The 16,189-nt window shown below is 28.3% G+C and carries 14 protein-coding genes; 1 reads left to right on the forward strand and 13 read right to left on the reverse strand.

Annotated elements, in window-relative coordinates; genetic code table 11:
- Position 1: 1 nt before the first annotated feature.
- The 5 genes from G507_RS0106765 to rplM form a co-directional block, all read right to left on the reverse strand.
- Positions 2-3,778, reverse strand: coding sequence for a TraB/GumN family protein (locus tag G507_RS0106765; protein ID WP_026716792.1), 3,777 nt, complete (start codon positions 3,776-3,778; stop codon positions 2-4).
- A 162-nt stretch (positions 3,779-3,940) separates the two neighbouring features.
- Positions 3,941-4,765 (reverse strand): translation elongation factor Ts, encoded by an 825-nt coding sequence (tsf, locus tag G507_RS0106770; protein ID WP_026716793.1) that lies wholly within the window; start codon positions 4,763-4,765, stop codon positions 3,941-3,943.
- A 127-nt stretch (positions 4,766-4,892) separates the two neighbouring features.
- Complete coding sequence (rpsB, locus tag G507_RS0106775; RefSeq protein WP_026716794.1) at positions 4,893-5,753, reverse strand: 30S ribosomal protein S2; 861 nt, start codon at positions 5,751-5,753, stop codon at positions 4,893-4,895.
- A 229-nt stretch (positions 5,754-5,982) separates the two neighbouring features.
- Complete coding sequence (gene rpsI, locus G507_RS0106780; RefSeq protein ID WP_026716795.1) at positions 5,983-6,369, reverse strand: 30S ribosomal protein S9; 387 nt, start codon at positions 6,367-6,369, stop codon at positions 5,983-5,985.
- Complete coding sequence (gene rplM, locus G507_RS0106785) at positions 6,369-6,824, reverse strand: 50S ribosomal protein L13 (RefSeq protein ID WP_026716796.1); 456 nt, start codon at positions 6,822-6,824, stop codon at positions 6,369-6,371. Before rplM ends, rpsI begins: the two co-directional genes overlap by 1 nt.
- A gap of 242 nt (positions 6,825-7,066) precedes the next feature.
- Between rplM and G507_RS0106790 the strand changes: the two genes are divergently transcribed.
- Complete coding sequence (locus G507_RS0106790) at positions 7,067-8,095, forward strand: LacI family DNA-binding transcriptional regulator (RefSeq protein ID WP_026716797.1); 1,029 nt, start codon at positions 7,067-7,069, stop codon at positions 8,093-8,095.
- On the opposite strand, the gene G507_RS0106795 is transcribed toward G507_RS0106790, so the two are convergent.
- The 8 genes from G507_RS0106795 to G507_RS0106830 form a co-directional block, all read right to left on the reverse strand.
- Complete coding sequence (locus G507_RS0106795) at positions 8,090-8,821, reverse strand: nicotinamide mononucleotide transporter family protein (RefSeq protein ID WP_026716798.1); 732 nt, start codon at positions 8,819-8,821, stop codon at positions 8,090-8,092. The two genes, G507_RS0106790 and G507_RS0106795, sit on opposite strands and share 6 nt — an antisense overlap.
- Positions 8,821-10,128, reverse strand: coding sequence for a serine hydrolase domain-containing protein (locus tag G507_RS0106800; RefSeq protein ID WP_026716799.1), 1,308 nt, complete (start codon positions 10,126-10,128; stop codon positions 8,821-8,823). The genes G507_RS0106795 and G507_RS0106800 overlap by 1 nt, the downstream gene beginning before the upstream one ends.
- Entirely contained in the window at positions 10,125-10,793 is a 669-nt protein-coding gene (locus G507_RS0106805; protein WP_026716800.1) for a methyltransferase, read from the reverse strand. Before G507_RS0106805 ends, G507_RS0106800 begins: the two co-directional genes overlap by 4 nt.
- Positions 10,794-12,317, reverse strand: coding sequence for a B12-binding domain-containing radical SAM protein (locus G507_RS0106810; RefSeq protein ID WP_026716801.1), 1,524 nt, complete (start codon positions 12,315-12,317; stop codon positions 10,794-10,796). It abuts the gene before it with no gap.
- A complete protein-coding gene (locus tag G507_RS0106815; RefSeq protein ID WP_026716802.1) occupies positions 12,310-12,987 on the reverse strand; it encodes an FkbM family methyltransferase in 678 nt (225 codons plus the stop codon). The genes G507_RS0106810 and G507_RS0106815 overlap by 8 nt, the downstream gene beginning before the upstream one ends.
- The gene (locus tag G507_RS0106820; protein ID WP_026716803.1) at positions 12,980-13,810 is read right to left on the reverse strand and encodes a methyltransferase domain-containing protein; all 831 of its coding nucleotides are present in this window, start codon (positions 13,808-13,810) and stop codon (positions 12,980-12,982) included. The genes G507_RS0106815 and G507_RS0106820 overlap by 8 nt, the downstream gene beginning before the upstream one ends.
- Positions 13,811-13,999: 189 nt before the next feature.
- Entirely contained in the window at positions 14,000-15,148 is a 1,149-nt protein-coding gene (locus tag G507_RS0106825; protein ID WP_026716804.1) for a lipopolysaccharide biosynthesis protein, read from the reverse strand.
- Positions 15,132-16,187 (reverse strand): glycosyltransferase, encoded by a 1,056-nt coding sequence (locus G507_RS0106830; protein ID WP_026716805.1) that lies wholly within the window; start codon positions 16,185-16,187, stop codon positions 15,132-15,134. Before G507_RS0106830 ends, G507_RS0106825 begins: the two co-directional genes overlap by 17 nt.
- Positions 16,188-16,189: the final 2 nt, after the last annotated feature.

Genomic DNA, 16,189 nt, shown 5'->3' on the forward strand with positions numbered 1-16,189 from the left:
TTTAATCTCCATAATATTCATCTTCATAGCCACCATACATATTGTTTGTGTCACTTAATTTTTGATAAGTTGCACGAGGATGGTTTGTGTTAATGCTTTCGTCAATTACAGCTCTAATATAAGGCTCAATTTCTTTTTCTTCAATAAAAGTTTTAGAACGTAATTTTTTAAATGCCTGCGGATTTATTTTTCCGTCTTCCATTACAAAGGCAATCCCAGTAATTTTCTCAGCATTTTTATTGTATGAATCTTCATCAATATCTACAATCTTATAGAAGAAAAAATGAATTTCTTTTTTGTTTTGCTTAATGATCCTTTTTTCTAAAAATGTAACATCATCTTTTTCTTTTTTTAGATCATCAAAATAGGTCATAGCAGCAAGTACAATTGAATCTTCAGTATATTTATTTAACTCATCTATTTCTTTAGTATGATGTAATATTTGAAGTGCCACAAATTTAGTCTTTGGTTTTGCTAGCAATTTCTCAATGGTTTTTTTATCAACTTGGTTGTTTTTGTCCAATTGAATCTTGGCTAAGCCTATAGTAACATTATCAACATCTAGTTTGTTAACTTTTGTATATAATTCAGCAACAGCTTTTTCTTTCTTAAAGGGATAAAGAATATTTAAATAGCTTATCAATTCTTCCGTTGGAGCATAGCTTCCATCGTCATAGTATCCATAATCGTTATCCTCTTTAATATTTTGTTTTTGTTTCCAACTTAAAACACGTTTGTATTCTAATTTGGCATTTGTCAATAGCATTTTCTTGTATGATTTTAATTTCTTTGGGTTGCCCAAATTAGATTCAATCAATTTATTTGTGAAATCAATTATTGGTGTATGATATTCATTTACACTATAAAACTGAAACACATCTGGAAATAATACTTCACTATGCTCAATGTCATATTCAAAACTATTAAACAAACTAGAAACTTCATATTCATTGTCAGAAAGCGGTAAGTCATATTCAAGTAATTTGGCTATGGTTTTGTAAGCATCTTTACTTTTTTGATTTGTTAATGCGTTTAAAATTGCAAACTGAATTGATGTAGTCACATCTTCTTTCTTATAAATATTCTCTAAATATGGAATAATTGCTGGGTCTTTAATTCGACCAATTTTTTCATAAAGTGATACTAATGTTTCGTTTTCATCTTGTTTGAATTCAAAACCATTTAAAAATTCTTTCACTTGTGGTAAATCTTCCTTTGAAATGTCTAAAAAGTAAACGGATTTTAAAGCTGAATATCTAATAGTGTCATTATCGCTATAAGCATCTTCTACAAAATATTTGAATTTATTTTCAAAAACTGAAGTTGATAAAATGGTGTCAAATGGTTTGAATGAATTAAACGTTTTTTCTACAAAAGCGTCATCATTTTTATAGTCTTTTTCGACTAGCGTTTTCATTAAATAGGACGCTCCATCTTTAAAAATAGCTTTGTATTTTATAGCTTGATTTGAATTAGGCTTAACAGCCAAAACATTCATTTCGTGAATAGTTTTGTCTGCGTTTGAAGTCAATTTTTCGTTGATTAATTCAATTTTGTTTTTGTCTTTTTTATTGAAACCAAGTTCTTCATCCCAACGTGAAATATTATAACTTAATTTTTTCTTTTTATCAGAGCTTACTTTTGCTAAATCAGCAGGAATTATATCGCCAGAAGCCATTTCTACTACACTTTCAACCGTTTCTACTCCAAGATCATCTAAGTCATCATAGTTGTTGCTTGCAAAATCAGATTTAATGTGTTCTCTAAATTCATTCCAAACAGAATCTAAATTTTTCTCACTGTCATATTTGTGGTATTGATAAAAAGATAATTCAACATCTTTTCCTGTTGGTGAGATGAATGAAAAAGCTTTGGATTTTATTTTAAATATGTTTTCCTTTTTTTGATAGCTGTCATAATCTCTATCAAATCTGAAGTCAAGATATTCGTTTTGTTTTTTTGGAATTTCAACTGAGAACATTGCTGTACTATCTACATAAATTTTAGTTTCAACTTCTGCTTTTAGATTTTTTACCTCAAATGAATTAAAAAATGCATCAGTTTTACTTTTTGAAGCGCCAACTGTTCCCAAAAGATAATATTTGCTGCCATTAATAACTGACTTTAAATAAATATCTTTTTCACCAATTTTAGATTGCGAAACAAAATTCATTTTTTCTTTGTTGAAAAAAGTGTTTGTTGAATCTAAATCGTGTTGGTTATAAAATTCGTACTGAATTCTTTTTAATTCAAATTCTGTATCTTCTAAATTCTCATTATCACCAAGTGTTTGTTCTTCTAAAAAATAATTTGCTTTTTCTGAATCGTCATAAGCTAATAATTTAATGTCAGCATATTGTTTGTCGAAATCTTTGTTTCCTTGCGTGATATAATAGGAAGGAACTTCTACCTCAAAACCACCTTTTTTAGGAGTAAATTTTTCTGTGCTATTTTGATTAGTTTTTATGGTTATATTATCAAAAACATACGATTCGTATTGGCGCACATAATCACCTTCGCCACCCATAATAACAGCAATTATTTCTAATGGAGTAATGTAATATCTATAACGTTGTGCGTTGTTTGTTTTGGTTTTGCTTTTTATGTCATAAACCATATAGTTTTTTTCCTGGTAGAATTTTTTATCTAAAATGTCTCCAGGAATATTTTCATAGAATAAACTGTCTAAAGATTTATGATTGAATGTTGTATTGTCTTTTGATATAAAATCCTTTAAAAGACTCCTTTTTACGTTTATATAGCCTCCATTTGCTAAATCTGGAGATTCAAAATTTTCTGCATTTTCTAAAACCAATTTATAAAGAGGTAACGAAATCATTCCATCCGTTGAAGTTTTTGTTTCAAATTCAGGTTTGATAAAATATTCTTCAATTTGTTTTTTTGTTTTTCTGCCTTCATCTGTATAATCGCCAAAAACTGGTTTCACAGTGTAACCTTTTGCTCTTAATGCTTCAATAACTCCGTTTTTTCCTGGTAAATGTGCTGCACCAATTGCAGAAAATAAACTACCAGTTTTCATAATAGAATCCATGCTTTTTACCATGTCTGTGTTTCTATCGTATAACATAGCCTTTAAATACGTTTCAGAAGAAGATAAAATCGTTAATGAATCTAGCATGTCTAAATCCTTTTCACGATAATAATCCATCATGGCTTCGTTGTAGTTTTTGTTTTTTAAAAGTTTTTTAAGTTTTTGACGGTTTTCTTCAACGTCTTTTGGCTTTACTTTCGCTTCAGCCTTCATTATATTGATAGTAGATGATTTTACATCTTCTAAACCAAGTGTTTTTTTGCCATATTTTCTTCCTGTTCTATATATAAACATATCAAGATAAGTGTCTTCTTGATAATCTTTGTTCATTTCGTTTGTTCTAGATAGTAATCCAATTAAGTTATAATTAGTACCTCTAAACAAAGGATATAAATCTTCTTTTTTTGGTTTTGTGATATAGAAATTGCTGTAAAAAGCTCCATAACCATAATTGTTACCATACATTCCACTAAAAATATTGTACAAATCTGACCAAGTTGTTGGGTCACTTTCGTTGGCAATAAAGTCAGCTTCCATCAAATGTTTGAAAAAGGCATCCGATAAATGGTACGAAACTTTTTCGCTAACATGCATAGAACCATAAACGTAAGAGTTTTTTTGAAGGCCGTTTCCACTAATTTCCCATAAAAGACTTTGATATTTTTTTTCTTGCGCTTGTGTAAAACAAACAAATAGAAGTGCAATCAGAATGATTTTTTTAGACATAAAATGTGTAATAAGTGTATATAATAGTATTTATCAAATATATGGAATTTTAAAACATAGTGTAAATAAAAAAAACCTTAATTCTATAACGAATTAAGGTTTTTTAAATTGTATAACTTAGAAATGCTGAAACAAATTCAGCACAAGCAAGTTTAGAATATATTATCCTAAAGCAACTCTTTTGAATCCTGTTACAGTTAAACCTGCATCAACAGATTTTACATAAGCAGCAACACTCATAGAACCATCTTTAATATAATCTTGGTTTACTAAAGTATTGTCTTTATAAAAACGTTGGATTTTTCCTTTTGCGATATTATCTAACATTGCTTCTGGTTTTCCTTCTGCTCTTAATAAATCTTTAGCAATTTCGATTTCTTTTTCAATAATTGAAGCATCAACACCAGCTTCGTTTAAAGCGATTGGGTTCATTGCAGCAGCTTGCATAGATACGTTTCTTGCAACTTCTTCAGCACCATCAACTTTTGATGATAATGCAGTTAAAGTAGCGATTTTGTTTCCAGCGTGAATGTAAGAACCAATAAAAGCACCTTCTAATCTTTCGAAAGAAGCGATTTCAATTTTTTCTCCAATAACTCCAGTTTGCTCAATTAATTTATCAGCAACAGTCATTCCGTTGAAATCTGAAGCTAATAATTCTTCTTTAGTGTTGAATTTTAAAGCTTGGTTAGCTAATTCTGTAGCTAATTTAACGAAACTTTCGTTTTTTCCAACGAAGTCAGTTTCACAGTTTAATGTAATAACAACACCAGCTGTATTTTCTGCATTTACTACAGCAATTGCAGCACCTTCAGTTGATTCTCTATCTGAACGATTAGCAGCAACTTTTTGTCCTTTTTTTCTAAGGTTTTCGATTGCTAGATCAAAATCTCCTTCTGATTCAACCAATGCTTTTTTGCAGTCCATCATACCTGCGCCAGTGATTGTTCTTAATTTATTTACGTCTGCAGCAGTAATTGTTGCCATAATATTTTATTTTTTAATTGTAAATTTAAAATCTTTAAATAAAAAAATCCAAATCCCAACTTTATTAAATTATCAATTAATTGATTCTTTATTGGAATTTGGATTTTTTAAATTCTGAATTTTTATATTATTCTTCTGTTGAAGTTTCTTCAGCTTTAACTTCTACTTCAGTAACTTCTTCAGCTTTCGCCTCAGCAACTTCTTCAGTTTTAGTTTCAGTAGCCTCTACTTTTTCAACTTTTTTGGCTTTTGGAGCTTTTTTTACATCTTTCCCTTCTTCTTGGTCTTCACCATCAGAAGTTCTTTCAGATAAACCTTCAATAATTGCACCAGTAACTAAAGATAAAATTTTATCGATTGATTTAGAAGCATCATCATTTGATGGAATAACAAAATCTACATCACGAGGATCAGAATTTGTATCAACCATTGCAAAAACTGGAATGTTTAATTTGTGAGCTTCTTTAATTGCGATATGCTCAGCTTTAATATCAACTACAAAAAGAGCAGCTGGAAGTCTTGTCATATCAGAAATAGAACCTAAGTTTTTTTCTAATTTTGCTCTAAGACGATCAACTTGTAATCTTTCTTTTTTAGATAACGTCATGAATGTACCATCTTTCTTCATTCTGTCAATCATTGCCATTTTTTTAACGGCTTTTCTGATAGTGATAAAGTTAGTTAGCATTCCACCAGGCCATCTTTCAGTGATGTAAGGCATGTTTGCTGCAGCAGCTTTTTCTGCTACGATATCTTTAGCTTGTTTTTTGGTAGCAACGAAAAGTACTTTTCTACCTGAAGATGCAATTTTTTTCAAAGCTTCGTTAGCTTCTTCAATTTTTGCAGCTGTTTTATATAAGTTAATGATATGTATACCATTACGCTCCATATAAATGTAAGGAGCCATGTTTGGATCCCACTTACGAGTCATGTGTCCAAAATGAACACCTGCTTCTAATAATTCTTTAACGTCAATTTTGTTTGCCATTGTGTAATAGTTTACGTTCCGTGTTATAGCAATCTTCAAGTAGTCACTTGCGTTAGTCTTGAAAATTTAGATGCTAAACTAATTCCTTTTTTACTTAAAGGAATATCGACAACTGTGTTTTAAATTCAATTTTGTTTATGCTGAAATATTTTCAACATCTTTTGTAATCATTCGATACAACTTGAAATAAATCGAGTTCTCTTCGAAAGATACTGAAACAAGTTCAGTATTAACGTTTCGAGAATTGGAATTTTTTTCTTGCTTTTTTCTGACCGAATTTTTTACGTTCAACCATTCTAGGATCTCTTGTAAGTAATCCTTCTGGTTTTAAGATAGCTCTGTTGTCAGCTTCTACCTCACACATTGCTCTTGCAATAGCCATTCTTACAGCTTCTGCTTGACCTGTTGAACCACCTCCATGAACGTTTACTTTTACGTCAAAGTTTGTTGCATTTTCTGTCAAAGACATTGGTTGCATAACTTTGTATTGTAAAGTAGCTGTTGGGAAGTAAACTGCAAATTCTTTTTTGTTTACGGTAATTTTACCTGTTCCTTCTGAAACGTAAACACGTGCCACAGCACATTTTCTTCTACCGATTTTGTGAATAACTCCCATTATTTAAGATCGTTTAGGTTAATGGTTTTAGGTTTTTGAGCTCCATGAGTATGCTCAGTACCTACAAATACATTTAAATTTCGGAATAACTCAGCACCTAATTTATTTTTAGGTAGCATTCCTTTTACAGCTTTTTCTACTAATAATGCAGGGTTTTTTTGTTGCATTACTTTAGCAGTTAAACTTCTTTGTCCTCCTGGGTAACCTGTGTGACGAATATATGTTTTTTCGTCTAGCTTGTTACCAGTTAGCTTGATTTTTTCTGCGTTGATAACAATTACGTTATCTCCACAGTCAACGTGTGGTGTAAAGTCTGGTTTGTGTTTTCCCCTTAAAAGTATTGCTACTTTAGATGAAAAACGACCTAAGGTACACCCTTCAGCATCTACAACAACCCACTGTTTATCAACGGTGGCTTTGTTAGCTGAAACTGTTTTGTAGCTTAATGTGTTCACAATAATTTATTTTAATTAAACATTCCATTCCCTTCCCATGATTCGGGTAAGGGAGTGCAAAAGTACAATTAATTATTATAAAACCAAACACGAATTACATTATTATTTGTGTTGTGAATGAAGTAGTTATAATATGAGCCATAAAATATGATATATAATATGAAAAAGGAATGTCAAATTTTATTCGGCTCAAGATTAAAATGTTATTTTAAAATTCACTATTTTTACCTTTTTAATATATTATGAAATCAAAAGCCACATTAAAACAAATTGCAAAAGAACTAGGTGTTTCTGTATCGACAGTATCTAAAGCTTTAAGTGATAGCTCTGAAATTAGTGAAAGTACAAAAACAAAGATAAAAGAATTTGCTGCTTTAAAAAATTATAAACCTAATAGTATAGCTAAGAATTTAAAAAATCAAAGGACTAATACTATTGGTGTAATTATACCTAATATATTAAATCCTTTTTTTGCTAAAGTTTTTAGTGGAATTGAAAAACGTTCGCTAGAGCGAGGTTATAATGTTATTACCGGTATTTCTAATGAATCTCAAAAGAAAGAAGAACAGGTAATGGAAATGTTGAATAATGGAACAATTGATGGTTTTATTATTTCACTTTCAGAAGAAACACAATCAGAAAAAAAATATACTCACTTAAAAGAAATTCTAAATAGCGGAACCCCAATTGTTATGTTTGATAGAGTTGCAGACGAAATTAAATGTGATAAAGTAATAGTTGATGATTTTGATTCAGCTTTTGATGCTACAAATCATTTAATTAAAATAGGTTGTAGAAAAATTGCTTTACTTTCTACTATTGATAATTTAAGCGTTGGAAAATTAAGATTAGAAGGTTTTAAAAAAGCAATTGAAAGTAAAGGTCAGGTTTTAGATGAAGAGTTAATAATCATTGAAAATGATATTGACGTTTTTGAATCAAAATTAAAAGACTTATTGTGTTCTAAAAAAATTGATGGAATTTTTGCTTTAAATGAAGTCGCAACAACTACCGCATTTAGATTAACCTTAAAAAAGGGTTTCAAAATTCCGGAAGAAATAAATTTTATTGGTTTTGCAGATGGTGTTTGGTCAAAAAGATTAACACCAAGTTTGTCAACGGTTAGTCAACACGCGCCAGAAATTGGAAAAAATGCTGCTGACTTATTAATTGATAGACTAGAAGACAAAACAGAAAAAGAGATTCCAGAATATAAAACGGTTGTTATTAAAACTGAATTACGTCAACGTGAATCAACACGAAAATTATAACTCTTTTTCACTGTCATCTTTCCATGTTATATATCCTATTATAGCATTAAAGAAATAAAAACTATATTTTGCTGTATTGGCAATGTTTAACAAAAGAAGGTTTTGAATAATTTTCGTTAAATTATAAAATTGCCATAACAACCAATTGTCAGGATACATCCTTGCCGTATTAAATGTTCCTCCAAAAGTTAATCCTGCTGGAATAGCAATAGCGAAAAACAACTTCCAATCTATATCTTTCGTTGATAAATAACGAAAAGCTATATAGTTTAGTAAGAATGATAATATAAACCCTATGACTATATTCCTATAAAATATAAAATCAATTTTTCTTAAAATCCTGCTTTTTTTCCAAGTATTGAAAACTAAATAGTTTCCGATAAATGATACGGGATAAGTTAAAATTGCTCCAGCATTTCCTAATAAATAATCAATAGAACCACTTAAGAATGTATTGCAAGTTGTAATGAAATTACCAATGTTGTTCTTTTTAGTTACTAATCTATTTCCTATCATTGAGAAACTGGTATTCAATATTGATATGTATCCTAAATAAAAGATATAACTTTTTCCGCCATAACTAAAATTATAAGTGGTTTTGTAATATTCCAAATAAATAGAAACGCTAATTACAATGATTAACCCAATAATATCTAAATAGGTACTATTAGTTAGGGCTTTAATTTTTGTAATAAGTGTACTTGAAAGTTTAAGGTTTAAATTCATTATTCTTTTGTGAACTTGAATTTCTGTCCACCTTGTTTTAAGGTGAATTTGTTTTCTTCAAAAACCATTTCAACTCCAGCAGTTTGAAAAACGAATTCAGTATCGCTTTTGGGAGTTAAAGGAAAAGAAGGTTGACCTGTTGCCTGAGCAATTAATTCTCCGTTTTTAGTAGAAACAGTTATTTTTAATGGAATTTCTGGGGAAGCATACGTTCCAACATATTTTTGTAAAACAGTATCATCAATTTTTTCAAAATTTGGAAAAGGAAAAGGGATTTTATAGTAAATACTCAAAATTCCAATCATAATGTCATTTCGATTAAAATTATCTCCATTCACAATTAAGGAAACTCCTAAATTATCAGTTGGATAATAACCAACAACAGCTCTAAAATTTTCAATTCCACCTGTGTGTCCATAAAACTTTCTTTCTCCAAACGGAAATTGCATTAAAGCTATTCCGTAACCATCTTTTAAATCTTTCATGGCTTCTAAGGAAGTATTTTTGACTAATTTTCCATTAAATAAAGCAAACATGAATTCGGTTAAATCATCCGGAGTAGACATAATTTCACCAGCAGCAAAGGCAACATTATTTCCCCATTCAGGAGCTTTTTCCCAATTAGTGCCATTGAAAATATAAGAATAACTTTCCTTTTTAGAAGAATTTATTTTATCGTTCGGATAATAAGTGTTTTTTAATCCAAGCTTTTTAATTATTCGGTTTTCTACATTTGATGCATAAGATTCTTTTGTTAGCTTTTCGATTATTCCACCTAATAAGTAATAATTTGAATTGCTATATAAAAATTTAGAACCAGGTTCAAAAATAGATTCGTAATTGTTTATTTTGTTGTAGATAACCGTTTTTAAATCATTAGTTGCAAAATCTTCTACAGAAAGCGAATCTTGATTGATGTAATCTTTTATTCCTGTTCTATGATGTAATAAATCATAAATAGAAATTTTTTCTGCATTTTGAACTTTTGGATAAAACTTGGTCAACTTGCTTTCTAAATGCAATTTTTTTTCTTCAATTAACTGCATAATAATAGTTGCAGTAAATGTTTTAGTAATTGAACCAATTTTATATTTGGTAGTATTTGTTGCTTCAATTTTATTTTCTTCGTCAGCAAAACCATAAGCTTTTGAAAACACAACTTCATTGCCTTCTCGCAAGGAAACTGAACCCATGAATTTATTATTGTTGTTTAAATAGGTTAATAAACTATCGATTCTTTGGAAACGTTCTTGTGTATAACCAGTAAAAGTTAAAAATAATAATGCTATTAAAACTATTTTTTTCATGATTCAATTTTATCTATTATAAATATATAATTTATTTCCTTTACAACGCTTTTTTGGGATACACATTTCATTGATAAGTTATTTTTTTTTGCAATAGCTTTTATTTTGTCTAATTCACAATCTTCAGAAAGTATTATGTATATAGAATTACTTTCTATTTTATAATTTGGAAGTTGAGTAAATAATGCCTCAAAATAGTCAAAATTTGTGCCACAAAACCAAGCTTGCTCTTTTATGTTTTTTGGATTCTTTGGATAATAAGGTGGATTTATTATAACATAATCAAATGAATGTTCGGTTAGATTTTCGAATAAATTAGATTCTATTATTGTAAGTTCTAATTGATTTTTGATTGCTGATTCTTTTAAAAAATCTAAAGCAATAATGTTTATATCAATTGAAGTTACTTGTGCTCCTTTTTTTGCAGCAAAAAGCGAAATAATTCCTGAACCACATCCTAATTCTAAAAACGTTTTGTTGGATAAGTTAATTGGTTTTATAAAATCTAACAGAATTTTTGTGCTTAAAGTTAAATGTGGTGGAAAAACATCTGGATGAACTTTTACGCATACATTTTCATAGCAATAGTTTCTTGGTTTTGAATAATAAAGTTTTAAACCTAGTTTTAGAAAAGGATGCGTTATTTTTTTTAAAAGGTTTCTCATTTATTCTGAATAAAATCCTTCAATTTCAGGTTGTCTGTATTTCCAAAGTTTATGTAGTGCTTTTATTTCATAAGGAAATTTATAAATACCTGTTTTGTACCTAATTCCTGAAACTGATTTCAAGATTGATTTTTTATACCCTTTAATTCTAAAATCTGAAACAGTTGGATAATAGCCGTTTAAAACCGTTTCAAAATTCATAATTGTATCTATCATATAAGGTTTTAACCAAGGGGTTAATGGATTTTTTCGTAAGTCGAAATTTTCCCAACTTGGCGAAATCCAATCCTCTAAACGTTCTGGGAAAGAAAATCCTGCATCTAAAATTTGTTGGTATAAATCAGAACCTTCTGTTGGAACGGGACTAAATAGATAAATAATAATTTCAGCATTTGGATTGATTTCTTTAATTTCCTTTATAAAATTAATGTCCCATAAAATTTGGTCATAAACTTCTTTTTCAGTTTTTGCAGGCATTCCTAATACAAAAGATAATTCCGGAATTATATCAGCGTTTTTCATTCGAAGTACAAAATCTTTAATCATTTGTCCCGACTGAGTTCCACCTTTATTCATTTGTTTTAAAACAGCATCATTGCCTGTTTCAGCACCTAAAAATATCATTTTACAACCAGCTTTTCGCATCAATCTTAAATCATCATCGCTGTACATATTGATTGTATCAATTCTTCCTTCTCCCCAATAGCTGATGTTGTCATTTAAAATAAGTTCTGAAAACTCTAAAACTCTTTTTTTAGATGTGAAGAAATTATTATCGTGAAATTCAATAGCATCGATATTATGTTTTTCTGTAAAGTACTTTACATCTTCATACATTCTTGCAGCAGACATTCCTTTCCATTTGGCATTAAAGATAGGAACAACGGCACAAAACGAACAAGAAAAAGGACAACCCATACTTGAATGATAAGATAAAGTAGTACTTCCCATAAAGGTTTTGGCCAAGTAATTTTTTACAGGATAAAACGAGTTTAAATAGTTATACGGAAATTTAGGCAATTTATCTTGATCGAGTAAAGCTTCAATTGCATTTTTTACAATTTCACCTTTATCATTTTTAAAAATTAGATTTTTAATTGAGGGTAAATTTTCAAGAGTATTGGTTTCTAAAGTATTTAATAATTCAGGAAAAGTGTTGTCTCCAGGACCATTTATAACATAATCTACAGTTTCAGAATTTAGACAAACTTTATATTGATTGGAAGCAAAATAGCCACCCCAAATTGTAATTATTTCTGGAAATTGTTCTTTGATTTTTTTAGTAAACGGAATAGCAGTTCGCAATTGTGGACCAGGCATAACCGTTGAGCCAAAATATTTGAATTCACCAGTTTTTAAATAATTCTCAATAGTTTGCCACGGATTTTTTTCTAAATTTCCATCTACAAAAACATAGTCAAATTTTCCATGAATTGACGCACCAACTTGTAAGATAGAATTAGGAATTCGATGTTTGCCGTTAGCACTTTTTGGGTTGAATAGTATGGTTTTGTTTTTAGTCATCTGTTTTTGCGAAAATATTCCCGTGTAATTTATTTTTTAAAAGGGTTTTTAGTTGCTCTTTTAATTCATTTCCTGAAACCCATTTTTTTAGTTTAAATTTTAAATTCTCATTTAATATAAAATTAAAAGTTGTTTTTTCTGAATCAAATAAATCTATAATTTCTAATGTTTCATCAAAATGACTTTCTGTAAATTCAAATTCAATCATCGGAATTTTATAAGTTAACGAAGATAAGATTTTTAATTCATAACCTTCAGTGTCAATTTTGCAATAGTTTGGTACCCCATATTTTTCAATCATACTATCTAAAGTTTTAACTGAAACTATTTCTTTTTTATTCCATTGTATAGTTTCATTAGAATAAAACTCAATAAATTCATCTGAAAAAGTTGCAACTTCAATATGAGTTGCTAGATGAAGCTCCTTTTCTTCATTTTGTGAACCAATTCCGTAAGGATAAAATTCAAAATTCAAAAATTTGTTTTTAAGTATTTCTAATTTATCAAAACATTGTGATTGCGGTTCAAATGCGATTACTTTTGCACCAATTGAAAGAATTAATTCACTCTTTTTACCAATATTTGCTCCAATATCAAAACATAAATCTTCTTTATCAATTAATTTAGAATAAAATTTTTTGCTTTTATAGTTTGTAAAAAAGTTAATCATTGTTTTTATAAATTAAGTAACAATAATATGGAGATTTAACATTAAAAAAAGAATATATATTTTGAAGTAATTTTGAAGAATAAGGTTTTATTATAAATTTTAAATGCTGCAACTTAATTTTATCATTAAAATCTAAATATCCTTTTACTGGTTGTATAAATAAATCAAGATTGTGTTTTTTGAAGTAATTAGTAGCAGATTCTTGATTAGATTTAATTTTATTTTCTGGATTTTTAAAAAAGGTTGTTCCAATTGAGATGATAATTCCTCTTGATGTCAATAATGGCTTTAATTGATTAATATAATCTGTTGGATTTTTCATAAAAGATAAATTATGATTAAGTACAATAAAATCAAAACTATTTGGTTTAAATGAAGTGTAAATTTGTTCAATATCACACTGAATGGGAATAATGTTTTCGGCTAATTCGTTTATATTTCCAATTCCATCATTTGGACAAACAAAATAATCACAAGCAATAACTGTATTTGATTTTTTTGCTAAATATTTTGAAAGCCAACCATTCCAAGGACCAATTTCGAGAGTGCAATTAAATGTTTTATTTTTAATTTGTTTTTTAATAATCGATAAGCTATCTCTTCTCCATTTCCATGAGGAATCTTTTGCAAAATTTCCAAAAGGTAAAGCCTGCCAATCTTCCTTAGATGTTGGAATCAATCCAATTTCTAAACGATGTTTTTCAAATTTTTTCAGATATTCCTCTAGGTGTAATTTGAATTCAGAAGAAAGGGATTCCCAATACTTTCCATTATAATTAAGATTTTTTTCTGAAACAATAATATTTGATATATTAAACTGCATTTATTGAATTTTTTTTATAAAACACATTGATTATGTAATTAAATTCTTGGCAATACTTTATTATCCAAATTAGCAATTCTAAAGTTAGTTTGCAAAAAATAATTTAATTACTTATTTATATTTTTTGGAATTATATCATAAACTCCATCAAATTTGTATTTGTTTGACTCTCTTAAATCTTTAGGTTCACTATAATTTTGAAGCAGTATTTTCATATTGTTTGATTGTTAATAAATAAATCCATTGAGATATACAAACGCTAATAAAAACTCCTTCTAATCCTATTGTTTTTAATAAAATAAAACTCATTGTAACGTTAAAAAGGGTTATAATAATGTTTGTATGTAATACTATTTTCTCTTTTTTATGCTTATATAAGTTTAAAATTGGAATGATGTAATAAAAAGCTGGAATACTGGCAAAAAAACTTAAAAAGTAAATCGTTTTAGACAGCCCTAATTTTAAATATTTTTCCAATAAGAACCATATGCAAAATGAGCCTAAAATAGTAATTGGAATTGTAATTTTTTTTAAAATCTTTTTTAATTTATTAATGATTTTATCATTAGAACGATAAAAGGACTTGTTAATTGGCGCTGTTATAAAAACAGATAGTGCTTGTAACATTAAAAAAGAAGCGGTTATTGTTTGATAAGAAGAAAGTGTTTGATTTGGCAAAAAAATAGTTACTAAATACAAATCGATTTTAGAATTTATCATGCCGCTTAAGCCTAGTGCAAAAAAAGGAAAGCTAAAAAGTAGTTCATTTAATGTTACTTTAATGTGTATTGGGTTTTTAAATTTTTTAAATAAACCAATTACTAAAAGTAGCTTTACAAATATACTTAGGCAATAAAACTGAAGAATGTTTATTATGTTAAAATTTACTGTACAATGAATAGCTCCGAAAAAAACGCCAAAACCTATTGCTTCAATAATAACTTGTTGCCCAAATTTTTGATGATATATTATTAAACTTTCAAATGAATTATACAGAAGACTCAAAATTATAATTAAAACTGCTAAAGTTGCAACTTTGAAAGGAAAAAAAATAAATAAAAAAAGAGTAATTGGAAGCAATAAACTTCGTGTAATTAAATTGGATAAAAAAAACGAATTTATTTTGGAAGGGTTTTTACCATATTTTCGTATTAAATAATCTTTGTTTCCCCAATTTAAAATAAAAACAATGAATGAAATCCAGATTATAACATTTAAATATTCTCCCCAATTTTCTTTACCAAAATATTTAATTCCGGTAATTATTATTATGAAGTTCATCAATGGAATTGAAAAACCTCTAAGTATACTAAGCCCTATTTTAATAATTTTTTTCATTATATAATTTTAAATAGGAGCTTACGGTTTCATTTTCGGAATTCAACAAAAAGCGTTGCTTAAAAGACTTTTTTTGGTTAAGATATTCGTTGCAAAATTGAATCATTTCTTCTTTTGAATTTGCGATTTTCCATTTGCTAGAAGGCATACTTGTACCAACATTAAAAGAAATGATTTTCATTCCACTATATAAAGCTTCAGCAAAAACATAACCAAAACCTTCAAATGTACTTGTATGCAAAAGGAGTGTAGTTTGAGACATTTTTAGAAGTACTTCATTTCTGGAGAGTAAACCTAATAATGAAATGTTTTTTGCTAGTTTTCTGGTTTCAATTTTATTTTTTAAAAACTCAAATTGTTGACCATCTCCAATAATTTCAATTTTTAAATTTGGCTTTATTTGCACTAAATCAGAAACAATATCAATAAATAAACTGTAATTTTTTACTTCATTTAGTGATCCAACTCCTAAAATATCAATTGTACTCTCTTTAATTTCTGGAAAAGAGTCTATGTCTAAATTCCAGGGAATTATTGTGGAATTAATATGGTGATTTCTTAATAGAATTTCTTGTTGAATTTTTGATTGAGAAACAATTTTACGGTTTTTAAAATTGATTAATTTTGGGAGTAAATTTTCCGTATTCACATCTTGCCCCATTGCAGTTGTTACATGTGGTGTTTTATTTTTTTTAGAAAAATAATTACCAATAAAAGCACATTCTCCAATCCAAAAACTATGAATTGTAGTGATTTTTTGCTCTTTATTAAGATTTTTTAAAGTTTGAATAACTTTATACCAAGTAATGATTTTTTTAAGCTTATTGTTTTTTCCATTTAAAGGAATTACATCAAAACCAAACCATTTATATTGCTTCTTTTGAAATGGATAATGAAATGCAATAATTGTTAGTTTTGCATTTGGAATGCTTTTTTGCAGAGCTTTCAGAAAAATCTGTTGCGCAGGAATTGTAGTAGAATCTGCTTCTGACACAGCAAATCCTGGAGTTAAAAATACGATATGAGGGTTTTGTTTCATAA

The sequence above is a fragment of the Flavobacterium gelidilacus DSM 15343 genome (assembly GCF_000422685.1).
In the GTDB taxonomy this organism is placed as follows: Bacteria; Bacteroidota; Bacteroidia; order Flavobacteriales; family Flavobacteriaceae; genus Flavobacterium; species Flavobacterium gelidilacus.